Below are 21,069 nucleotides of genomic sequence, written 5' to 3'. Positions count from 1 at the left end.
ATGCATATCCTTGAAAGAACAAAATCTCCTTTAACTGAATTTGCTGAGAGTGTTGTAGATAGACATACAGCAAACTTTTGGCTCCAGAAAATTAACCCACTATGGTCAATCCACCAAGCATTAGGCAAAGTGGTGAAAAAAGAAGAAGCAGCACATGACATGGTGAGTTTGACGATCCAAATTAACCGTCATTTTCAAATGGGCCAAGCGGGACAGCATCATCCCGTTTATGTTGATGTACAGGGCATTCGTTACGAACGAACTTACAGTTTGACTCAACTAGATGCTCAGCATGTGTTGCTTAGCGTGAAAAAAGTGGATCAAGGTAAAGTGAGTCATTGGCTGTGTGAACAGACTCAAATTGGCGATATTTTAGAGTTTGGCCAGCCTTATGGTGACATGAAGTTGACTGTAAATGATCCAGAATTGATCCTGTTGGCTGCTGGTAGTGGTATTACACCCATGTTGAGCTTACTTAAACGTTTGGATCATACTACTCAACTTAAAACACAGCCTGTACATTTGATGTATTGGGTGAAACAGCATGCAGATGCAGCATTCAAGACTTATTTTGAACAATTGGCTACACAATATCCAAGTTTTCAGTTCAGTATTTTCTACACCCAAGAACCAGATGCAGATCAGCGCTTAAATGCGGATCACTTAACTGGATTGACTCAGATTGATCAGGCTACGGTTTATGCATGTGGTCCTTCTGGTTTTGTTGCCACGGTTGATGCACTTTTCGGTGAAGCAAAAATCCTAAAAACCGAAGCATTTAGCATGAGCCAGTTTACAAATGATGAAGTCGGTTTTGTCAATATCACATTAACCAAGTCGAAGAAGATTTTAAGTATTCCAAAAGGGCAATCTATTCTTGCTAGTTTAGAACAGCAAAATGTCAAACCGCAACATGGTTGCCGTATGGGAATTTGTAATAAATGTGCATGTAATAAAGTAGAAGGTTCAACTCAAAGTTTGGTTAATGGTACGCAAAACTCTGAGCCTGGAAATTTTCTTAAAATCTGTGTGAATACAGCACAAACTGATCTTATTGTTGATTTATAAGGGGAATAAATACAATGAATATGCCAGTAAAAGTTGAATACTTTAAAAATCCAAAGAATCGTGAGTTGACTTCATTTGAGTTGGACGAGCTTGCACGTGAGCTTGATGCCATTAAACAAGAAGTGCTCGATGATATTGGTGAAAAAGATGCGCAATATATTCGTCGTGTGTATGCAGCAGTGCGTTACTCATCAATTGCAGGCCGCGCCTGTTTATTTGCTGGGTGGTTTCCGCCAGCATGGGTTCTAGGTACGGGGCTACTTGGTTTTTCCAAAATTATGGAAAACATGGAGTTGGGTCATAACGTAATGCATGGTCAATATGACTGGATGAATGACCCTAAATTTAATGGTCCAAACTATGAATGGGATATCGTAGGCACATCTGATAATTGGCGTCAAACCCATAATTATAAGCATCATACCTATACCAATATTAAAGGAATGGATGATGATATTGGTTATGGACTGCTTCGCTTATTCCCCGAACAGCGTTGGAAACCTGGCTTTTTATTACAACCCCTTTACAGCATTCCATTTTGTTTATTGTTCCAATGGGGAGTTGCGATTCAAAATTTGGAGTTGGGTAAATATTTCAAAGGTCGTAAGAGTAAAGCGCAAACTTTAGCTGAATGGAAACCGATGCAACGTAAGATTGGTAAGCAACTGTTTAAAGACTATGTATTTTTCCCACTGATTGCAGGTCCTGCTGCATTGCCTGTATTTGCGGGGAATATGGTAGCAAATGGCATCCGTAATATTTGGACTTTTAGTGTCATTTTCTGTGGGCACTTTACTAAGGATGTCGAAGTTTTCCCGAAAAAAGTACTGGAAAATGAAAGTCGTGGTCACTGGTATATGCGTCAAATTCGTGGATCATCAAATTTAACTGGATCAGAAGCGTTCCATATTTTGACTGGACATTTAAGTCACCAAATTGAACACCATTTGTATCCTGATGTTCCTGCACGTCGCTACCGTAAAATGGCGCCAAAAGTACAAGCAGTATGTGAAAAATATGGTTTAAATTACAATAATGCCAGCTTGGTAAAACAATATGGCAGTGTGATAAAACGTATTGTTAAATACGCATTTCCTTTTAAAAAGTAAGTTTAAAAGCCACTTCATATGAAGTGGCTTTTTTATGCTATTTACTAAATTGACGTAAGGTTTTTACTAAATGATCGTAATCACCTTGTTTTGCGATGTGGAGTACATGCTCAATTTCATGTTTTAACCATTTTTGTTTAGATGCATTAAAAGCAAACTGCGCCAATAGCACAAAAGGGCTCTCACCAAATTTGATAGAAAGACCCTTGACATACTTTGGTGGAGAAAACTGATCCATATTGATGCCTTTTTATAATAAAGTGGGATGGTTTTCAAAAATATTTTTATTCGTAAAAATTTATCATAAATATATTTTTTGGTAAATAAAGATGGCTGAATTTTAATAATAAATATATTTGAAATTTTAATATGCTTAAATATTAAGCAGTCCTTAATAATTAACTAATTTGCCGATGATTGGGGTGATTAGAGAGGTCAGGAAGCTGTGCATCTGTTCCAGCAAAATAAGTGAAATCGGCTAAGGACAACATTTGCATATCTTCAACACTGTTGCCATAAGCATAAACAGCATGGTAGCGATCAAGCTCATATTTTTCTTGGATACGGACAGCCTTTTGCTCACAGCTACAATCAGGAGTTAGATAGCGTCCCGTATAACGCTGTTGATTTTGTTCTACCTGCGTGCAGATCAAATCAATCGAGAGTATTTCACAAACATATTTTAAATAAATATCAATTGAAGCGGAGACTAAGACAACATCATCGCCTAAGTTTTGGTGTTGTTTAAGTTGGCTATACAACGCAGGATTAAGACCTTGCATGAGGCGCTCTGCATAGAGCTTTGCATGCATATCAATTTCCTTAATTTCGGCCTGTTTAAACATGGCCTGAAAAAGTTTCGGGCGCATTTGATGTGCAGGATAAAAACCTAAATAATAGCTTTGAATATAGGGGAGGACTTTTAGCCCTTGTAAAGCAATATGCCGCTTTGAATGCACATAGAAAATGAACCCTGTAAAACTGTCTTTTCCATACAGGGTGCCATCAAAGTCAAATAAAGCTAAATTTTTATGCGCTTTGAGCGTTGCATGCATGATTGGTAACGTCCATTGACACGGGTTGCAAACCAATTTGTATTGTAATCACGACTCAATTTTGGACCAGAAATCACGACTTCAGGCATCATGGCATAGAAAGGTTCCTTTTTTGTGACCTCTTGATAAAGTTTGGTTACTGCACGATAAGTTGCAGTATCTTCAAACTTTTTCTCTTTTTCTTTCTTTAAATCTGAGCGAATCTGACGGGGTGTAACCAAAATGTTATGTTGAGCAAACACCGTAATCAATTCACGTTCAGACTGGCTTTTTGCCGACTTAGGAGAGCCATCTTTGCCATAAAGTAACAAGTCGCCATCTAAATCAAGTTCTGCTTCAGTTAAGTCATTTAGCATGCTTTGGAACGCAGCATTTCGGCTAGAGTACATGCCTGAGTTATAGTCAGCAAAGCGATAAAGGGGTTTGTCATAGTCAGCAGGATACATCATGAGTCGATGGATACCATAGTAAAGCCCCCCATACTGGCTATAAAGGTCTGTACGCAAGTCAGCCATACTACCACCTTCGCGTTTATGTTCTTTAGCATAGCCAATGTGTACTTGCATTGATCCAAGGGTTGTAACGGGGTTCATTTTTTCACCAACGTCTTGCCCTACAAGTTTAGCGGCTCCAGTCAAAGCACTGACGTGATAATGATTAGACATATAGTCAAAAATTTCACGGTAAAGCTCATCCAACTGACGTTCTGTTTTGACACGACGCATTTGGCTTAAATAGTTATCTTCAGGGCTTGGCTGTTCTTTTAGTACCTGCTGAAAATAGCCTGCAATGGTGCCACCAATGGCATCACCCAGTTTATCTTTAAATTTTTCATCCAAGCGTTCTTGAACTTCTTTTACTGCTTTCTCGCCTAGACCATAGACCTCTGGGTCAGCCACAAAATTCGACTCTTGATCGACTACAGCAATAATTGAACACATATTCTCTTTGTTTTGAGGAATACCTAACTGTTCTGAAATTTCGTAGATGTCTTTTGCCCATGAGCTTCGATCATTGACACGTCCTGGAATGATACGGGCAATTTGCTCGGCATTGAGCTTTGGTTCATCATCTGTCCACCATGAGCGATCACCACAGGCGGTTAAGCCTATAGATATGGCCAAGACACTTAATGTTTTTAAACCAGAAGAAAGAAACAGCTTTTTATTCATAAATAGAGAACACATGATAAAAGACAAGCTAGAACAGCAGATGCAGTATACTATGTTGGTCGAAAAAGTGATGAATTTTATATGTATATTGGTTGATGATAACTGTCAAATCATTTGATTGAGTATGGTTGTCATGTGAGGTCTATAGCCAAAATAAGGATTAAGACTGTTCTTTGTTATATGTTGGAAATAAAGAGATTAGGTTTTCTCGTTTTATTTATAACTCAACAGAATACTGTACAAGAACTTTCTTTAAAGTCGAAAAAATGTGTTCATCCCTAGATTGGGCAACATTAAATCTTAAAAAGTTTTGAGCACTCAATGATTGGCTAAATGCATTTCCAGGGGCTAATACCACCCCATCTTTTAAACATTCTCTAGCAATAACGGCTGCATCCAAACCATCGGGAAGTTTACACCATAAAAACATACCTGATTGTGGCATGATCCATGGCTGAATTTTCAATGCTTCAAGTTTGGTAGCTACTTGCAGCATTTCATACGCTAATCGTGCGCGAATGTTTTCCATATGTTTTCGATAACCGCTGTCTTTTAATGCAATTAGCGCCATGTCAGCAGCCAGCCTTCCTCCCCCAAAAGAAGTGGCAATTTTTAAATCTATCAAATTTTCAATCCAAGATTCTTTGGCTGCAATGTAGCCACAACGTATAGATGCAGAAATTGTTTTGGAAAAACTACTGATGTGTATGACGCGATTTAGCCCATCAAAAGAGGCTAAACGAGGAGCGGGACTTTGTTCGAAGTCTGCGAAGATGTCATCTTCAACAATGACTAAATTAGTCTGATCAATTAGCTTTAACAAACGATGAGCGATTACTGGGGAAAGCACTGCACCTGTAGGGTTATGAATACCTGAATTTGTAATATACAGTCGCGGGGAGTGTTCTTCTAGAATGGATTCAAACACTTTTAGATCAGGGCCTATGGGGGTGTAAGGCACACTGATAATTTTAATACGATGGGCTTTTAGCAGAGCATGAAAGTTAAAATAACATGGGTCATCGACAATAACAGTATCGCCTGCTTCTAATAACAGCCGGCATATTAAATCAATTGCTTGAGTCCCTGATTCCGTGAGCATGATTTGATTGGAACATGCATCAATTTTAACTGAACTTAAGCGACGAGAAATAAATTGTCTTAATTCTGGGTGCCCCAGTGGTGTTGCGTATTCGACTAACGCTAGTGAATCTGCTTTTGCCATAGTCCGAAGTGCACGTCTCACCCCTGTTCCATATAACCAGTCTGGCGGGAGCCACCCACATCCTGGTTTTAAAACATTAACGCCTGTTTCAAGAGCTTGTCTAGAGACCCATAAAGGATCGACCTCCCGATCAAGCTGAGGTTCAATTTGAGTCAACGAAAGGGGAGCGATTGGTCCTGAGACATAAAAGCCAGAACCAGCTTTGGAAATAATTATGCCTTCCGCAATTAAACGTTCATAAGCCTCAACAACGGTAGAAATTGACACATGCATTGTTCGAGCTTGGAGCCGGACAGAAGGGAGCCGATGACCTGGTAAATAAGTACGAGAAGTAATTTTTAGCTTAATTTCTTGCATGACTGCATTAATACGGGTATGGCTTCGCATGACTTCACTCTAAGCTGTATTGGATTTATATACATAACAGTTTCTAATAATTGTACTGAATTGTTTCTGGTTTAAAAAGAGGGATTCATGTTCAATTTGAGTGGTTGAATATTTGAGACCTGTTAAATGAAAGTACTGAAAAATGGTTGGATCAATGGATTGATTGGTGTTGTAATTTTTGCTGGATCTCTACCTGCAACACGCGTAGCGATTGCAGACTTTACACCGATTTTTTTGACGAGTGCCCGTGCCACAATTGCAGGAGTATTTGGGTTAGCCTTACTCCTATTATTCCGTCAGCCACATCCACAGAAAAAGGAGATTCCTTCACTTGTGGTCACTGCAATAGGTGTAGTGATAGGTTTTCCATTGTTAACAGCTTTTGCACTACAGTCTGTTACATCTGCACATTCAATTGTTTTTTTAGGTCTTTTACCTATTTGTACCGCAATATTTGCTGTTATACGTGGTGGGGAGCGTCCCAAACCATATTTTTGGTTATTTGCACTTGCTGGAGCATCTTTTGTCGCAGGTTATGCGGCTACTGGGGATATGGGAGTTTCTTGGAAGGGGGATGTTCTCATGCTTATAGCAATTATTCTGTGTGGATTGGGTTATGCAGAAGGTGCGAAATTATCTCGAAATTTAGGCGGTTGGCAAGTAATAAGTTGGTCTTTGGTTTTATCTTTGCCGCCGATGTTATTTTTAACACTATTTACGATGCCAGCATCTTTTCATGCTATTAGTACATCTGCATGGATTGCATTGGGATATGTTTCATTTTTTAGCATGTTGTTGGGTTTTGTCTTTTGGTATCGTGGATTGGCACAGGGTGGAATTGCAGCTGTGGGGCAACTGCAATTATTTCAGCCTTTTATTGGGCTTGCATTGGCAGGATGGTTGTTACACGAAACAGTAAGTTGGATGATGTTAGTTGTAACTTTGGCTGCTGTACTTTGTGTTGTTGGGGCAAAAAAATATGCCTAAAGGAAAATTTTTATCCTCAGCAGTCGACTTTCAACATGGTGAGGGTTTTTTTTTGAATTTAAGCGTGGATCATAAAACTCCTTTAAAGCTTTGGACATGTATTGAGCTTCAGGATTTAGAGGGGTAGGACTACGAAAATTCAGATGCATTTGCTTGTATATTTAATTTGAGACTAGGGTGGAAATTTTGGTGATATGCAATTACGCCCATTTCTTTTCGATATATATAATTGTTCATCAGCTCTATGCAAAACACTCTTTTTCAATTCTTTCCTTTTCCAAGCAACAACTCCAAAAGACATCGTAACTTTTTGGACAACTGGAAATGTGCAAGAAGCAATAACTGTCCGTAAGCGTTCTGCCATTTTTAACGCTAAAACCAGTTTTATATCTGATAGTACTATCAAGATTTCATCTCCACCCCAACGAATGAGGGTGTCTCTGCTACGCAAATTTTTGGAGAGTTCATTGATTACTTGTTGTAATACTGTATCACCGAGGGCATGTCCGTATGAGTCATTGATCGTTTTAAAATAATCAATATCAGCCAGTAGTACACAACAAGAATTATCTTCAGCACACATATCTTTTTGAAGAGTATCTAATAAACGTTCACCATATCGACGGTTGAAAATATTGGTCAGACTATCATAATTGGCCCATTCTTCCAGTTGGCTCTTAAGCTGAATATGATGATTAATGTTTCTACCGATACTGACATAGTGGGTGATTTTTCCATTATGATCTTTTAGAGGAGAGGAAATCAGATCTAAAAAGTGCTTTTCAGAATGATCATTTTTATCTTCGGCATCACATGTATTCTCAACTTTCTGCTTTTTTATTTTGCTTATTTCTATAAGTTGTTGATTACTAGGGTATAGTTTTGTTATAGGTTCATCTTTTAGGTCAGCAAAGGTGTATCCTGAAAGTGTTTCTGTTGCATGATTAATAAATTGGATTTTAGCTTGATCATCTGTGATTACTATTGTATCTGGAGTTGTATTTATTGCCGCAATCAGCATTGTTTGATACTTCAGATTTTCATTCTTTTCACTAATATCCCGTTGAACAGATACAAAATGAGTGATTTTTCCAAACTCATTTTTTATAGGAGAAATATTCCATTCTACATGGTATGCAGTTTTGTCTTTACGATAATTAATTGTATTGTTATGAAAAAATTTCCCCTCGATTAAGCAACGTTTCAGCTCATGAATTACAGCAGGGTCTGTATCATGACCTTGTAAAATACGAGGTGATTGGCCAATTAGTTCATTTTCACTGTAGCCTGTCATTTTACAAAAAGCAGGGTTGCAGAAAATAATATTTGGACCTTCTTTTTCAAAAGAGGCATCTGTTATGACAATTGCATTAAATGATTGTTGGATTGCCATAGTCATTAAACTATTTAGCTCAGTTAGGCTGGGTTTTTTATATTCAAAATCTTGAGACATATTAGAGTTAGCCTCTATATTTCTTTATAATAAAAGTAGAAGATATTAATAACACAATCATGAATTTGGATTCAATTGGTGTAGATGATTTGCATGATTTTTCTTCTATGGGTGAGTATTTTTTAGGCTGATTTAGATGTTCTTGTATAAGTCTTAAAAGCTGAGAAGCATTTCATTTACAGTTTTTAATTAATTTTTTGTTTAATTTATTGATTTTATTATAATTTATTAGTTAATTGTTTTTGATATTGATTTTCTAACTATTTAGGCCTTCGGTTCTGGTAATGGGGAGATATTCTTTTTTTTGTGAGAGAGATGTGAATGTAATGATTTATGCATATTCTTTATTAGTTACAATGGTAATACCAATAGGGTTTTGGAACATGTTTTTTGTTCTTTGATTGTTGTGAAAATATGATTTTTATAAGTATAGAGAGTTCAAATCTTCATTGGTAATCTAAGTGATTTTCAGGTGGATTTATTTTTAAAAATAGCATTTGATACGCGCTAATTCTGATGAAAATATTAACTATCATTTAGTCATAATTTTTTGTATTAAAATAGGATTTATACACTTTTTTGAATATATAGGTATCAATGAATCAGAATAAGGAGTTTGTTTTATAGTCTAGGTTTAATTTTAAATCCTGACTTTTTTAGTTGGTATTTTATAAAGTTTTTTATAATTAATGTTGCTCTTGGACGTCGATAGACACCTTATAGTCACTGGTTTTTTATGTTTTAGTGAAAATTATAATAATATCAAATGTAATTGTTACTTTTTTGTTTAAAATTTAATTTTATTACGGCTAGATAATTAAATATAACTTTATATTGGGTTTATTTTCTTAATGATTTTTCTGTAGGAAATAAGTAAATATATTAAACAGAAAGTGTTATATTTAAAAGAACATAGACTATTATTACAATTAATATCCAGTTAGACAAAATGCACTTTATTATTAATATTTTATTAAGCTTAACTTAATAAAATATTTTATTGTTTAATTTGTTGAAAAAATGATTGGTTAATGTGATAATTTAAATTCTTTGTTATAAATCATATGTCTACTTCGTATGCATCCTAAATTTAGTGCTAATCTGCCTAAAATCTCTGGTTTTACCCTAATAGAGTTAATGATAACTGTTGTTATAGTCGCTATTTTGGCTGCAATAGCACTTCCTTCCTACCAAAGCTATATTAAGAAAACAAATATTAGAGCTGCTCAGACAGATCTTGTTTCATTAAGTTTGGTTTTTGAAAATTATTATCAACGTAATTTATCTTATCCTGATCAGGATTATGCAAATACGAATGCATTGATTGCTACTTCAGCTTTTCCTCAGTGGTCAGCCAGTAAAACAGATATTTTTGAGTTTTCTAGCAAAAAAGTGGATAGCGGTAAAGGATATGAATTAATAGCTACAGCTAAAGATTCGAGTAACTTAGTTGGTTGTACTTTAAAAATCAAAAATACGAATGAAAGAACAGCTACTACGAGTTGTAATGGTACAAGCACATGGTAATTCAGCGATCTAGGCAGTCAGGAGTTAGCCTGATTGAGTTAATGATTGCTATTACTATTTTAGCGATTCTGGTTATGGGAGCAGCGTCCTTAACTGGATTGTGGTCTAAACAAGCTGAATTAGATAAGGCAACAATGTCATTGAAAAGTGCTATGGGGTTAGCAAGAGCAACAGCGATCAGAAATGAATATGCTCAAACAGCTGATTTGGCTGCTAGCCAAATTTGTTTTGATTTAAGTGCTAAGAAATTATCAGTCCATAAAGCAACTTCAACAGAATCTGCAAGTTGTACTAGCCCTATAGTTTTTGCTTATGCATTAAACCAAGCAATAGAAATTAAGAATGTTAGTTCGACTGATTTCAAATGCTTCGCCTTTAATAATCTAGGGCAAGTCATTACTGAAGTCACGGAAAATTGTAAGACAAATTTATCTTTGGTGGTAAGTAGTGGATCCCTTAGTGAAGCATATGATCTTAGTTAAAAAAGTGCAAAAAGGCGTTGGTTTGTTAGAAGCACTCATTGCAGTAGCATTATCTAGTATCGTTATTTTGGGAGCAGTATATAGTACGGGGCGAATGCTGGTCAGCCAGCAACAAAATAATCTTCAATATATTGTAATTAATGAGCTACGTACAAAACTTCAAAATGCATCTGTTAGTGAAAAGGAAGATTGGTGCAGTGGTAGTGCTCATCCAACCATTAATTTGCCCAATGAAAAGAATGCGTTAGAAGTCACAGTAATATGTGAGGCAATGAATGTTACTGTAAATAGTACCAATGTAAGTCTTAATGGAACGGTTTCTGAGCGGCAACCAGTTAAATTTGAAATTGAAAGTACTTTACTTGGTGGCAAGGTCACTGTAGGGGAGTCTTTGTAGTGAATAATCAATCAGGTGTTACTTTAATTAGCCTTTTGGTTGGATTGCTCATAGGTATCTTATGTATTTTGGCTGTATTAAGTGCTTACAGGACTATCGTAAAAGCAGGTGTTGAGTCTCGCAAAGCATCGACGCATGATACTCAGTTGCAAAGTGGTTTAACGACAGCCCAAATGCTTTTACAAAATGCAGGATTTGGTCTTGATGGGGCATCAAACTTACTGTCAACGACTCTTCAGATGGAGTCAAAAAGTGTAAAGGTTGTTCTTTGGCGGTTAAAATTGGGAACAAAAATTTCCTGCCAAGGTTTAGCAGATGTAGAGAATTCTAACAATAAAAAGCGTAGGTTTGTATTGTTAAAAGGACTTTTAGATGATGCTGGAGCTGACTGTAATGAAACAGCGAATTTAGGTTCATTTAAATGGAAGATTCAGACAAATTTGGCTGAACTTGATGATTACTCTTCAGATCAGTCGAACCCGAATCAAATTAGCTTTGAACAAACGGTATCAACTTGCACGCCATTTGGTGTTGGTGGTTCAAGTGATAGTGTTTCTCACCCACTTATAATGATTTCAGCACAAACTAGCACACAAAAAATTGCAGGATTAGGCCAAGTAAAAGTACCTGTTTGTATTGTCAATATTGTGTCTTAGGAAAAGAAATGATAATCAGGAATAAACAGCGCCCAATGTCACAGCATGGCTTTGCAACAGTTTTAATCGTTTTACTTGTAGGATTAGCTGTTGCGGTATCAGCTTTAGGGACAGCATATTATATAAATATCTCGCAACGTACATTAGTATCGAGTCATGCATTGACTAATGCCCAATCTGGTGCGTGGTCTGGCGTCGAAATATTCCGCAAATATCTAAAAACGTTGAGTCAGGATGATTTTTCAAACTTGGAAAAATCTCCCCAAACATTTACCTTAAATATTCCAGAAGGTCGTACATTAAATGTAAATAATGTCAAAGTAAAAGCGCAGGGAACAACACCCGAAATATATCAAGTCACTGCGAACATTCAGAATATTAGCGATAAATCCGAATCATCATCAACTATACAAGTCGTTTATGAAATTTTGTTTTCAGAGGGTTCAGGTTCGGACCATCAAAGTTCTGGAAATACAACAAAGTTACCAAGTGCGATGAACTTCTATGGTGATCTTAATGCTAATGGTGGCATTACATTTTCTAATGTTGGAGATCGGGCTATTGTTAATGTTTCTGGCAATTTTTCGACTAGTTCAGGTTTAACTGGAATTAAAGAGCTCAAAGTACTCGGAGATGTGAACATTGGTGGAGGGGGGATTACAGGTCTGGAAAATATTTATTCAAATGGGAATGTAAATTTAAATGCTAGCGGGACAGCATCACTGGTTTCCGCAAAAGGGAGTGTTACGACAACAGGCGGTGTTGCTGTAAAAGATATTTATGCTGATGGTGATGTAAATATCAAAAGTAGTGGTAATTTTAATAGTATTGATACCAAGGGTTCCATCACTGTTGACACAAACCCAACCATTACTAAGGCGACAGCGGGAAATAAAATAACCGTTAACAATGGAACTATTTTGAATTCATTAGCAAATTCCGATATTAAATATAATGTTTGGAATCAGCTTAATACTGCAAAAAGTGGTGGTGTTTTTACCTGTGTAAGTCCTTACTGGAATAATTTTACAAATATCGCTGCCGTAAACTTTATGTCATGCCCTACGAATGCGGCTGATAAATTAACACAAGTAGCTACGGGCACAAAAGTTGCTTTTCCAACAGGAGCACTCGTTACGGTGACCATGGATGAGAAACCCCTTATCAATGCGTCTGCTTATGAGGAACAGGCAAATTATGTATTTAGTGTAAATAGTCAGAATCAAATTTTAGTTTATGTTAGAAATGTAAATGGCGTAGCCGAAGGTAGTTATCATTTAGGCAAAACAAAAATAAATTATTCTCAGTCATGGGGGTATTTATGTAAAGAGGTAGATTCGGATAACTTTTGTACAAGCAGTATTGTGGCAAACTTTGCCAAAAAATATGGCTGGGTGAACGAGATCATAAGTTATTCTAATGGTATTTGGACATTAAGAGATACGCAAAATTCAGAAAGTTCGATTGCTAGTGGTGTAATATTTTTTAAGGGCACATCTGTAAACTTAGAAATGGGGAACTATGCAAACACAATTATTTCAACAGGTAATATTAATTATGGTGGTAGCATATCTATGAAAGCACCAAACTATGCGGGTGCTTCTGTTGTGTGTGGATCATCGTATTTTCCAATGCCTACAAATTTGTGTGCATCAAAAGATACATTGAGTTTGGCTAGTATTGCTAACATCGCCTTAATTGCAGGCTCTTGTACGGATACCAGTTCCACAGCACAATGTTCTGCAACATATATAGGCGGAGATATAACTTTAACATCTCAAGCAACAATTGAGGGAAATGTTATTGCAGGTAATAGGCTTATTACTGGTGGGCAAACTATTGTAAAAGGTTCAATTCTCGCCGCAGCATTAGGAAAAAATACTGGTTCTACTTTAGGTGGTAGTACAACTATTGATTTTAATGGAACAACGAGTGATCAGAATACAATTACTGTTCCGAATACAGGTAATAATGATTCAGAAAGTAGTGATGAAACCGAAACAGTGTCTGTTAAATGGGCAAGGTATATTTGAGAGTTATTTATATAATTATGATGAATATTTTTAACTTTAATTATTTATATTTTAGGTAAATTTATCTAGGAGTTTTAAACTTCTAAATGAATTTATCGTTTAGATGGAAATGCAATTTAAAGGTGAATTTTGGTATTTTCGAAAATTCACATCATGTATTTATTAATTGTTAGACTTCATAGAATATTAAAGAACCCGCAACCTATTTAAGTCGATATTTCCATAATACGAATCATCGGCTTATTTTGATGACATATTTGATAAGCACATAAAGAAGTATGAATCTCGTCAAATAGCCTGCAATGCTTCTCGTCTAGTCGTCACTAGATTGTACGCCCCTTTCAGCAAACTGAATAAAGTTTCTATTTTATTGTGCTCCTATAGAGCTTCTTCCATGGGCGACAATAGTTGACTAAGACTTATAATATTGTATTTGCAGACTTTTACAAACTGGTCATGTAGTTAAAGCTTATATAAAGATTCTATACTTATAAATAGACATCACATCATAAAAGATGAGCCGAAAGAATAGATGCAGTATACTGTTTCGGTCGAAAATATGATGAATCTATATGTATATTGGCCCATACCAACTTTCAAATAATTTGATTGTTGCACCGATGGCAGGTGTTACTGATCGTCCATTCCGCACATTATGCAAATATTTTGGTGCAGGGCATGCGGTCAGCGAAATGATGACTGCAGATCAGACACTTCGCATGAGTAAGAAGAGTTTATACCGTGCAAATTTTGATGGTGAACTAGCACCGATTTCTGCACAAATTGCAGGATCAGATCCCAAAGAGCTTGCTGAAGCCGCGCGCTATCAAGTTTCAAATGGTGCGCAAATAGTAGATATTAATATGGGTTGCCCTGCAAAAAAGGTCTGTAATAAATTGGCAGGCTCTGCACTTTTAAAAGATGAAGACTTGGTGGCTCGTATTTTAGATGAAGTTGTTGCTGCGGTTGATGTTCCTGTGACGCTCAAAACGCGTTTAGGTTTTTTAAATGGCCATGAAAATATTTTACGGGTGGCGAAGCGCGCAGAAGAGGCGGGTATTGCAGCATTAGCACTGCATGGTCGTACTCGGGAAGATATGTATTTGAATACCGCACGTTATAGTCTGATTAAAGAAGTCAAACAAATATTGTCAATCCCAGTCATTGCCAACGGAGATATTGATAGTCCTGAAAAGGCTAAATATGTACTTGATTATACTGGCGCAGATGCGATTATGATTGGTCGTGCAGCGCAAGGGCGTCCATGGATCTTCCGTGAAATAGCACATTATTTGGACACAGGGGAGCATTTGGCTGCACCTAATATTCAGGAAGTTAAAGAGGTGTTGCAGGGGCATCTTTCTGAATTGTATAGTTTTTATGGTGAATACTCTGGCTGTCGAATTGCACGTAAACATATTGCTTGGTACACCAAAGGCTTACGCTCAAGTAATGAGTTCCGCCAAAACATGTATAAAGTTGAAAGCACAACTGAGCAATTTAAAGTGGTTGCAGACTACTTTGATCAGTTGCTTGCACATGGTGAAACAATGAGTGATGTGCAGGTGGAACAAGTTAATCTATTGGAAACCAAATAAAAAAAGCTCCATTATTGGAGCTTAGCTAAAAGATAGAATGACTTAATAATTGGCTTGTTGCATTTCGACTAAGAGTTGATTGATTAAATCACGAGCTTCAAGTTCACGAATCTGAGAAACATTGCTTCCAGCCCAAAAAGCACCAAAGCCGTGATCACCTTGTTGACTGGCAGCAGCATGTAATTGTTTTCCAAGATCATAAGCATATGGATAAGCAGCGACTGCAGGGCGGTTTGGTAAGTCGACTTGCGTATGCCAGTGACCTAGAAGTCCTCGTGCGGGACGACCTGAGATGCTGGCGCTAATTTGCGTAATTTGCTCATGAAATAACGCATGACGATAGGCATCATTTGCATTTGAACTTTTACACTGTACAAATGCTGTACCCAATTGGACTGCACTCGCCCCTAGGTTTAACATTTGTTGAGATTGCGCACCATTCATGATGCCGCCAGCGGCAATAATTGGACATTGACAGTGCTCTACCAAAAGCTGAACCAGATCGACAGTCCGAATTGCGCTATCAAAAAGTTCATTAAATATTCCGCGGTGACCACCAGCTTCAGTGCCTTGCGCAATGATAATATCTATACCTGCAGCTTCAATTGCCCGTGCTTCCGCTAAGTTTGTTGCAGAGACCATGGTTAAAATACCCGCATCCTTTAGGGCTTGTATTTGATGAGGGTGTGGGATTCCAAAATGAAAACTTACTGCTTTAGGGCGAGTTTCGAGTACGACATTTAAGTAGTCATCGTTGTCTAAAAAGCTTGGATAAATACAGTGCAACTGTGTAGGGGGTTCTGCATGGTATTGTTCAAAATGAGGTCTTAGAAAATCAATCCATGCCTGTGATGCTATGGGTTCAAGTTCAACACTTTGATGGCAGAAAAAGTTGACCTGAAACGGTTGCTCAGTCAGTTCTTGAGTTTTTAAAATTTGTGCATGAGCTGTTTCTATGGTGTTGGCACCTAAGCCTAGTGAGCCGAGTCCACCTTGATTTGAAACCTCTGCTGCAAGTTCTGGAGTAGAGACACCTGCCATAGGTGCGAGAAAGATAGGATGCTTAATTCCAAGGCGTTCTAATAATAAAGACATGTGCTTGCTCCTTTTTCATATCAACACTTTGCCCAAGCACAGCAGAATTGGCAAATAATATTCATTATTTTATCGAAAAATACAGAAACCTTGAGTATCACATTTTATTGTATAGCGACAAACAGTGTCGTTGAAAGCAGTCCTTCTACATGTTTTAGGACCGAAATTTTTTATACTTTTGTTTTTGATTTTACCGAAGTGAGTCATGAGCGATCGTATTCGTGAAAAGTTACAAATTTTAGCTGATGCAGCTAAATATGATGTGTCCTGCTCCTCTAGTGGAAGCAATCGTAAAAACAAAGCGAAAGGGTTGGGTAATACAGGAAATGGCATCTGTCATAGTTATACGGAAGACGGACGTTGTGTTTCATTACTTAAAATTCTATTTTCAAATGTATGTATTTTTGATTGTTCGTATTGTGTTTCTAGACGCTCTAACGATGTCAAACGGGCCGCTTTTACCGTACAAGAAGTAGTGGATTTAACCATCAACTTTTACCGCCGCAATTATATTGAAGGGTTATTTCTCAGTTCAGGTATTTTCAAATCAGCTGATTTCACCATGGAGCGAATGCTACAAGTGGTGAAAAAGTTACGCCTTGAAGAAAACTTTAATGGTTATATTCATTTAAAAACGATACCAGGCGCTTCCCAAGAGATTATTACCGAGGCTGGTTTATATGTAGACCGCATGAGTATTAACTTGGAAATGCCAACGGAAGTTGGTCTAAAGCAGTTTGCACCCGAGAAGTCACATGCTGAAGTACAAAAGGATTTAGCTATTGTACGCGATCGCTTAATTCAGTTGAGTGATGAACGACGTTTGATTCGGCACGTACCGAAGTTTGTACCTGCAGGTCAAACTACACAGATGGTGGTAGGTGCACATCAAGAAACAGACAAAGATATTATTTTAATGGCAGATCACCATTACAAAGTGTATCAGCTCAAACGAGTATATTTTTCAGGTTATATCCCAATCAATGAACAGGAGAAAATGCTTCCTGTCGTGGGTTCTACGCCACCATTATTAAGAGAAAATCGGCTGTACCAGTCGGATTGGCTTATGCGTTTTTATGGTTTTGATGCGCAGGAAATAGTGAGCGATGAGTATCCAAATTTGGATTTAGAAGTTGATCCAAAATTAAGCTGGGCACTGCGTAACCCTGAGCATTTCCCTGTCGATATTCAATATGCAGACTATCGTATGATTTTACGCGTTCCGGGTATAGGTGTTCAATCGGCTAAAAAAATTGTGCAAGCTCGGCGTTTTGGGCAGATTCATATCGATCAACTAAAGCGTATGGGCATTGCTTACAATCGGGCACAGCATTTTATCCGCTGTATTGATACCGCAAAATTTAAAAAAGAGCTCTCGACCAGTCAGATTCGTCAACAGATTTTACAGTCAGGTCTATCCAAATACCAAAAACGGCTTTCTCCTCAACTAGGTTTTGGTTTTTAACATGACAATGTACTGCTTTGATCAAACCATGACTGGGCTACTGAGTTGTGTGTATCGAAGTTTTCAGTTCAAAGACTTTGATGTGAGACTTATTACTGATAATACACAAGCGGGTCTGTTTGATGAATATATTGATGTTGCTTCAAATGAGGAGCATGCACAGCGAGTGTGGCAGGGCTTGAGACAAAGAGTCAGCCCCATCAGTTTACAGTATTTTTATTATTGTTTTCTGTCAGAGCAACAGCAGGCACATCAGCATCTTTTTAACTTTTGTATTTATATATTTAAAAATACAAAAGTAGTTGACCAAAACTATGCACATGCGGATGTGTTGGCTGTTTCGCAGTGGGCCAAACAGGTGGGTCGAGAGAAGCATCGTATGGAGGCTTTTGTGCGGTTTAAAAAATGCCGTGATGGATTATTTTTGAGTCTCATCCAACCTGATTTTAATGTTCTTCCCTTAATTGAACGGCATTTTAAAAATCGTTATCAAGATCAAAGATGGCTGATTTATGATGAAAAACGACATTTCGGTATTTATTATGATTTAACAACGGTGCATCAAGTGAAGATGGAGGTTGAGCAACTCGACCTTGCTCATAACGTAGGGCATAGTCAGTCGTTTAGTATTCAATTGGATGATGATGAACGACTGTATGATCAATTATGGAAAGATTATTTTAAAAGTATCAATATCGAAGCGAGAAAAAACCTCAAGCTGCATGTTCAATTTGTACCTAAGCGCTATTGGCGGTACTTGAATGAGAAAATAATATAACTGCCCATAAACAAGGCTTTAGGGCATAATGCCGCAGCATGATTATTTTTAGGTGTCTATCGCATGATAAAGTACATTTCCACCGCTGCGATTGTTTCAAGTCTAAGTCTTGTTGCATGTTCAGAGGCAGATCAAGCTAGCGTGAAAGTTAATCCGAGTCATTATCACGTTAAAGATGCTGCAAATTTGCAACAGCGCTTTAGTCAGCTTAATGAAAAATTAGTGCGAGATTTTCAACAATTAAAGAAAAAAGAAAGTGTTGCTTTTGCTCAGCAACTGCCTTTGGATGTAAATAATCTTCAAACATTGAATCAACATTTGGTTAGCCGTAGCGCGCTTAAACCCAGCAAAATTGCTTATTGTGATGTGATGAACGGTTATTTTGCTGAAATGTATCGTTTAGGGCATTATAATTTAGAGCTTATCAGTGATGTGGATATTCCACATACTGAACAAGAAAACTTAAAACAAAATTTTAGCTCACCTGAACAGTTTTATGATTTTATTATCAATCGTTATAGTACATATCGTCAGGTACAGCAGACGATGAATTATGGTTGTAACTTAAAAGCAGCATTGAATTGATACTGATGAATGAATGTAAAAAGCCCAAAATGTTGTGGGCTTTTTAAGAATTTTTTTATGAATGTTTAACGGATTGATAAATGTAGTATGGGTTTAGACATGCACATTAAAAAGTGAACCAATCCAACTTGCAAAGAGCATTGCAAAAATGCCCCAAAGGGTGACACGAATTGCACCTGTCCAGATTGCAGTGCCAGAAAAGTAGCTCGATAAAGCACCCAAACTTAATAAAGACAGTACTCCTGTAATGGCAACAGACTGTGCTAAATGCCCCTCTGGGCTTAAAAGAATAGCCAGCATTGGAAGCAATGCACCGAGTGAAAAAGCGAGGGCAGAAGAGCCTGCTGCTTGTAGTGGTTTTGCGCTGGTATTTTCATGGATGCCTATTTCATCACGTGCATGTGCTGAAAGTGCATCATGTGCACTGAGTTGCACAGCAACTTCATGAGCAAGTTCGGGATTGAGTCCGCGTTGTATGTAAATTTGAGTCAGTTCTTTTAGTTCTAAGTGTGGGTTTTTATCGAGTTCTCGAGCTTCAAGTTTTAAATCCGCTTCTTCAATATCGGATTGAGACTTAACTGAAATATACTCCCCAGCAGCCATCGAGCTTGCACCTGAAATGAGTCCAGCAATGCAAGTAATGAGCAAGGTTTGACTAGATGCACCACTCGCAGCCATACCCATAATTAAACTGGTCACTGAAATGATGCCATCGTTAGCACCCAAAACGGCAGCACGTAACCAACCTGTACGATGAATGAGATGTGGTTCAACATGGTGGGAGTAAGACATGGTGATAGATCATCCTCAAATTTTAAAATTATGATTTATTTGATAATACGCTCTGCATCTACTATAGCACAGACCATAAAAAAGCCTCCCAGTAGGAGGCCTTTTTATGGCATTAGATATTATTGTTGTGCTTTCTCTTTCACATCAGCAGCACCTTGTTCAACTGCACCAGCAACATGAGCGGTGGCTTCTTTAGAGGCATTTTTCACATCTTGAGCAGCAGCTTCTGTTTTTGCAGCAGCTTCATCAGCAGCAGCGCCAATTTTTGCAGATGCTTCATCAGCAGCTTTTTGAGTATCAGATACTGCTGTACTTGCAGCATTATTTAGATCATGACCTGCTTGTTCAGCAGCATTTTCAATGTGTTCGCCAGTTGTTGCACCCGTTTCAGGCGCTTTTTCTTTTGAACAACCAACAAGAGCAACAGTCGCAGCAAGACCTAAAGCAATAAGTAATTTATTCATTTTTCCTATCCTTTTCGTTTTATACCCAAAAGTAGGGGGTGGGCAAAATATAATCTAATTTGTGTGAAAAGCAGACTACATTATTGTTAAAAATATGTAATTTTTTATAAAAAACAGCGTGATAAAAAGGCTTATAAGCTGAGTTGCCTATAAGCCTTTAGGGGGGGTAGAGAGGGAGAGGGTTACAGCCCAGAACGAATAATATAGTCAAAAGCAGACAGAGATGCTTTCGCGCCTTCACCTGTGGCAATAATGATTTGCTTGTAAGGCACAGTCGTACAGTCACCTGCGGCAAATACACCTTTGACATTGGTTTCATTGCGATCGTTAATCACAATTTCATTACGATTTGAAAGCTCAACCGCTGTTTCTTTGAGGAAATCGGTGTTTGGCAATAAACCAATTTGTACAAAGATTCCTGCAAGCTCAACCGTATGTTCTACATCGGTTGCACGGTCTTTATATTTTAATGCCGTCACTTGTGAACCATCACCCACAACTTCGGTTGATAGGGCGTTCAGGATGACTGTGGTGTTAGGCAAGCTATGCAATTTGTCTTGCAACACTTGGTCAGCACGTAGTTTGGTATCAAACTCAACCAAAGTTACATGTTCTACAATCCCAGCAAGATCAATTGCCGCTTCGACACCTGAGTTCCCCCCGCCAATTACGGCAACACGTTTGCCTTTAAACAGTGGGCCATCACAGTGTGGACAGTAAGCAACACCACGGGTACGGTAT

At 37.7% G+C, this 21,069-nt stretch carries 21 protein-coding genes and 1 pseudogene; 12 read left to right on the top strand and 10 right to left on the bottom strand.

Annotated features, from left to right (window positions below; genetic code table 11):
- Both ACE01U_RS00110 and ACE01U_RS00105 read left to right on the top strand, forming a co-directional pair.
- Entirely contained in the window at positions 1 to 1,068 is a 1,068-nt protein-coding gene (locus ACE01U_RS00110) for a ferredoxin reductase (RefSeq protein WP_279683379.1), read from the top strand.
- Positions 1,069 to 1,082: 14 nt separating this feature from the next.
- Positions 1,083 to 2,177: a fatty acid desaturase family protein gene (locus ACE01U_RS00105; protein ID WP_086209358.1), complete on the top strand. Its 1,095-nt coding sequence runs from the start codon at positions 1,083 to 1,085 to the stop codon at positions 2,175 to 2,177.
- Positions 2,178 to 2,214: 37 nt separating this feature from the next.
- Here ACE01U_RS00105 and ACE01U_RS00100 read toward each other — a convergent pair whose 3' ends face one another.
- From ACE01U_RS00100 to ACE01U_RS00085, 4 genes are all read right to left on the bottom strand, one after another.
- Positions 2,215 to 2,415 (bottom strand): hypothetical protein, encoded by a 201-nt coding sequence (locus ACE01U_RS00100; RefSeq protein ID WP_086209357.1) that lies wholly within the window; start codon positions 2,413 to 2,415, stop codon positions 2,215 to 2,217.
- A 160-nt stretch (positions 2,416 to 2,575) separates the two neighbouring features.
- Positions 2,576 to 3,232 carry an HAD-IB family hydrolase gene (locus ACE01U_RS00095; RefSeq protein WP_119063822.1) on the bottom strand — a complete coding sequence of 219 codons (657 nt, stop codon included), beginning with the start codon at positions 3,230 to 3,232 and terminating at the stop codon, positions 2,576 to 2,578.
- Positions 3,199 to 4,404 (bottom strand): DUF1615 family protein, encoded by a 1,206-nt coding sequence (locus ACE01U_RS00090; protein WP_086209355.1) that lies wholly within the window; start codon positions 4,402 to 4,404, stop codon positions 3,199 to 3,201. Before ACE01U_RS00090 ends, ACE01U_RS00095 begins: the two co-directional genes overlap by 34 nt.
- Before the next feature lie 217 nt (positions 4,405 to 4,621).
- Entirely contained in the window at positions 4,622 to 6,016 is a 1,395-nt protein-coding gene (locus ACE01U_RS00085) for an aminotransferase-like domain-containing protein (RefSeq protein WP_395552981.1), read from the bottom strand.
- A 126-nt stretch (positions 6,017 to 6,142) separates the two neighbouring features.
- Between ACE01U_RS00085 and ACE01U_RS00080 the strand changes: the two genes are divergently transcribed.
- Entirely contained in the window at positions 6,143 to 7,003 is an 861-nt protein-coding gene (locus ACE01U_RS00080; RefSeq protein ID WP_395552980.1) for a DMT family transporter, read from the top strand.
- Positions 7,004 to 7,175: 172 nt separating this feature from the next.
- Here ACE01U_RS00080 and ACE01U_RS00075 read toward each other — a convergent pair whose 3' ends face one another.
- Positions 7,176 to 8,456, bottom strand: a complete 1,281-nt coding sequence (locus tag ACE01U_RS00075) for a sensor domain-containing diguanylate cyclase (protein WP_395552979.1) — start codon at positions 8,454 to 8,456, stop codon at positions 7,176 to 7,178.
- 1,077 nt (positions 8,457 to 9,533) lie between these two features.
- Between ACE01U_RS00075 and ACE01U_RS00070 the strand changes: the two genes are divergently transcribed.
- The 5 genes from ACE01U_RS00070 to ACE01U_RS00050 are packed head-to-tail and all read left to right on the top strand — an operon-like array spanning position 9,534 to position 13,551.
- A complete protein-coding gene (locus ACE01U_RS00070; protein ID WP_395552978.1) occupies positions 9,534 to 9,983 on the top strand; it encodes a type IV pilin protein in 450 nt (149 codons plus the stop codon).
- Entirely contained in the window at positions 9,977 to 10,465 is a 489-nt protein-coding gene (locus ACE01U_RS00065) for a pilus assembly FimT family protein (protein ID WP_395552977.1), read from the top strand. The genes ACE01U_RS00070 and ACE01U_RS00065 overlap by 7 nt, the downstream gene beginning before the upstream one ends.
- A complete protein-coding gene (locus ACE01U_RS00060) occupies positions 10,452 to 10,862 on the top strand; it encodes a PulJ/GspJ family protein (protein ID WP_395552976.1) in 411 nt (136 codons plus the stop codon). The genes ACE01U_RS00065 and ACE01U_RS00060 overlap by 14 nt, the downstream gene beginning before the upstream one ends.
- Positions 10,862 to 11,518: a hypothetical protein gene (locus tag ACE01U_RS00055; RefSeq protein ID WP_395552975.1), complete on the top strand. Its 657-nt coding sequence runs from the start codon at positions 10,862 to 10,864 to the stop codon at positions 11,516 to 11,518. The genes ACE01U_RS00060 and ACE01U_RS00055 overlap by 1 nt, the downstream gene beginning before the upstream one ends.
- Positions 11,519 to 11,553: 35 nt before the next feature.
- Entirely contained in the window at positions 11,554 to 13,551 is a 1,998-nt protein-coding gene (locus ACE01U_RS00050; protein ID WP_395552974.1) for an autotransporter outer membrane beta-barrel domain-containing protein, read from the top strand.
- 206 nt (positions 13,552 to 13,757) lie between these two features.
- Here ACE01U_RS00050 and ACE01U_RS00045 read toward each other — a convergent pair.
- Positions 13,758 to 13,929: pseudogene (locus ACE01U_RS00045) on the bottom strand (IS982 family transposase); the annotation flags it as partial.
- 194 nt (positions 13,930 to 14,123) lie between these two features.
- Here ACE01U_RS00045 and dusB point away from each other — a divergent pair.
- Positions 14,124 to 15,149, top strand: a complete 1,026-nt coding sequence (gene dusB, locus ACE01U_RS00040) for a tRNA dihydrouridine synthase DusB (protein WP_395552973.1) — start codon at positions 14,124 to 14,126, stop codon at positions 15,147 to 15,149.
- 42 nt (positions 15,150 to 15,191) lie between these two features.
- On the opposite strand, the gene ACE01U_RS00035 is transcribed toward dusB, so the two are convergent.
- Complete coding sequence (locus ACE01U_RS00035) at positions 15,192 to 16,244, bottom strand: NAD(P)H-dependent flavin oxidoreductase (protein ID WP_395552972.1); 1,053 nt, start codon at positions 16,242 to 16,244, stop codon at positions 15,192 to 15,194.
- A gap of 205 nt (positions 16,245 to 16,449) precedes the next feature.
- Between ACE01U_RS00035 and ACE01U_RS00030 the strand changes: the two genes are divergently transcribed.
- The 3 genes from ACE01U_RS00030 (at position 16,450) to ACE01U_RS00020 (ending at position 19,072) form a co-directional block, all read left to right on the top strand.
- A complete protein-coding gene (locus ACE01U_RS00030; protein ID WP_395552971.1) occupies positions 16,450 to 17,709 on the top strand; it encodes a putative DNA modification/repair radical SAM protein in 1,260 nt (419 codons plus the stop codon).
- Between the two features lies 1 nt (position 17,710).
- On the top strand, positions 17,711 to 18,487 hold the full coding sequence (locus tag ACE01U_RS00025) for a TIGR03915 family putative DNA repair protein (RefSeq protein ID WP_395552970.1): 777 nt from the start codon (positions 17,711 to 17,713) through the stop codon (positions 18,485 to 18,487).
- Positions 18,488 to 18,550: 63 nt separating this feature from the next.
- Positions 18,551 to 19,072 (top strand): hypothetical protein, encoded by a 522-nt coding sequence (locus ACE01U_RS00020; RefSeq protein ID WP_395552969.1) that lies wholly within the window; start codon positions 18,551 to 18,553, stop codon positions 19,070 to 19,072.
- A gap of 93 nt (positions 19,073 to 19,165) precedes the next feature.
- Here the strand turns inward: ACE01U_RS00020 and ACE01U_RS00015 are convergent, their stop codons facing one another.
- The 3 genes from ACE01U_RS00015 to ACE01U_RS00005 all read right to left on the bottom strand — a co-directional run.
- Positions 19,166 to 19,864 carry a VIT1/CCC1 transporter family protein gene (locus ACE01U_RS00015; protein WP_110975879.1) on the bottom strand — a complete coding sequence of 233 codons (699 nt, stop codon included), beginning with the start codon at positions 19,862 to 19,864 and terminating at the stop codon, positions 19,166 to 19,168.
- A 119-nt stretch (positions 19,865 to 19,983) separates the two neighbouring features.
- Entirely contained in the window at positions 19,984 to 20,328 is a 345-nt protein-coding gene (locus ACE01U_RS00010) for a hypothetical protein (protein WP_086209346.1), read from the bottom strand.
- Positions 20,329 to 20,510: 182 nt separating this feature from the next.
- Positions 20,511 to 21,069 (bottom strand): FAD-dependent oxidoreductase (locus tag ACE01U_RS00005; protein WP_395552968.1); only part of this gene is annotated, 559 nt, incomplete at its 5' end.

Source organism: Acinetobacter halobius (assembly GCF_044130335.1).
Lineage (GTDB): Bacteria > Pseudomonadota > Gammaproteobacteria > Pseudomonadales > Moraxellaceae > Acinetobacter.
This window is presented reverse-complemented; position numbering and strand designations above follow the sequence as displayed.

Excerpts from the sequence above, each read along its gene's own strand:
- ACE01U_RS00110 (WP_279683379.1), top strand. The coding sequence starts at position 1 with ATGCATATCCTTGAAAGAACAAAATCTCCTTTAACTGAATTTGCTGAG.
- ACE01U_RS00105 (WP_086209358.1), top strand. The coding sequence starts at position 1,083 with ATGAATATGCCAGTAAAAGTTGAATACTTTAAAAATCCAAAGAATCGT.
- ACE01U_RS00100 (WP_086209357.1), bottom strand. The coding sequence starts at position 2,415 with ATGGATCAGTTTTCTCCACCAAAGTATGTCAAGGGTCTTTCTATCAAA.
- ACE01U_RS00095 (WP_119063822.1), bottom strand. The coding sequence starts at position 3,232 with ATGCATGCAACGCTCAAAGCGCATAAAAATTTAGCTTTATTTGACTTT.
- ACE01U_RS00090 (WP_086209355.1), bottom strand. The coding sequence starts at position 4,404 with ATGAATAAAAAGCTGTTTCTTTCTTCTGGTTTAAAAACATTAAGTGTC.
- ACE01U_RS00085 (WP_395552981.1), bottom strand. The coding sequence starts at position 6,016 with ATGCGAAGCCATACCCGTATTAATGCAGTCATGCAAGAAATTAAGCTA.
- ACE01U_RS00080 (WP_395552980.1), top strand. The coding sequence starts at position 6,143 with ATGAAAGTACTGAAAAATGGTTGGATCAATGGATTGATTGGTGTTGTA.
- ACE01U_RS00075 (WP_395552979.1), bottom strand. The coding sequence starts at position 8,456 with ATGTCTCAAGATTTTGAATATAAAAAACCCAGCCTAACTGAGCTAAAT.
- ACE01U_RS00070 (WP_395552978.1), top strand. The coding sequence starts at position 9,534 with ATGCATCCTAAATTTAGTGCTAATCTGCCTAAAATCTCTGGTTTTACC.
- ACE01U_RS00065 (WP_395552977.1), top strand. The coding sequence starts at position 9,977 with ATGGTAATTCAGCGATCTAGGCAGTCAGGAGTTAGCCTGATTGAGTTA.
- ACE01U_RS00060 (WP_395552976.1), top strand. The coding sequence starts at position 10,452 with ATGATCTTAGTTAAAAAAGTGCAAAAAGGCGTTGGTTTGTTAGAAGCA.
- ACE01U_RS00050 (WP_395552974.1), top strand. The coding sequence starts at position 11,554 with ATGTCACAGCATGGCTTTGCAACAGTTTTAATCGTTTTACTTGTAGGA.
- dusB (WP_395552973.1), top strand. The coding sequence starts at position 14,124 with ATGTATATTGGCCCATACCAACTTTCAAATAATTTGATTGTTGCACCG.
- ACE01U_RS00035 (WP_395552972.1), bottom strand. The coding sequence starts at position 16,244 with ATGTCTTTATTATTAGAACGCCTTGGAATTAAGCATCCTATCTTTCTC.
- ACE01U_RS00030 (WP_395552971.1), top strand. The coding sequence starts at position 16,450 with ATGAGCGATCGTATTCGTGAAAAGTTACAAATTTTAGCTGATGCAGCT.
- ACE01U_RS00025 (WP_395552970.1), top strand. The coding sequence starts at position 17,711 with ATGACAATGTACTGCTTTGATCAAACCATGACTGGGCTACTGAGTTGT.
- ACE01U_RS00020 (WP_395552969.1), top strand. The coding sequence starts at position 18,551 with ATGATAAAGTACATTTCCACCGCTGCGATTGTTTCAAGTCTAAGTCTT.
- ACE01U_RS00015 (WP_110975879.1), bottom strand. The coding sequence starts at position 19,864 with ATGTCTTACTCCCACCATGTTGAACCACATCTCATTCATCGTACAGGT.
- ACE01U_RS00010 (WP_086209346.1), bottom strand. The coding sequence starts at position 20,328 with ATGAATAAATTACTTATTGCTTTAGGTCTTGCTGCGACTGTTGCTCTT.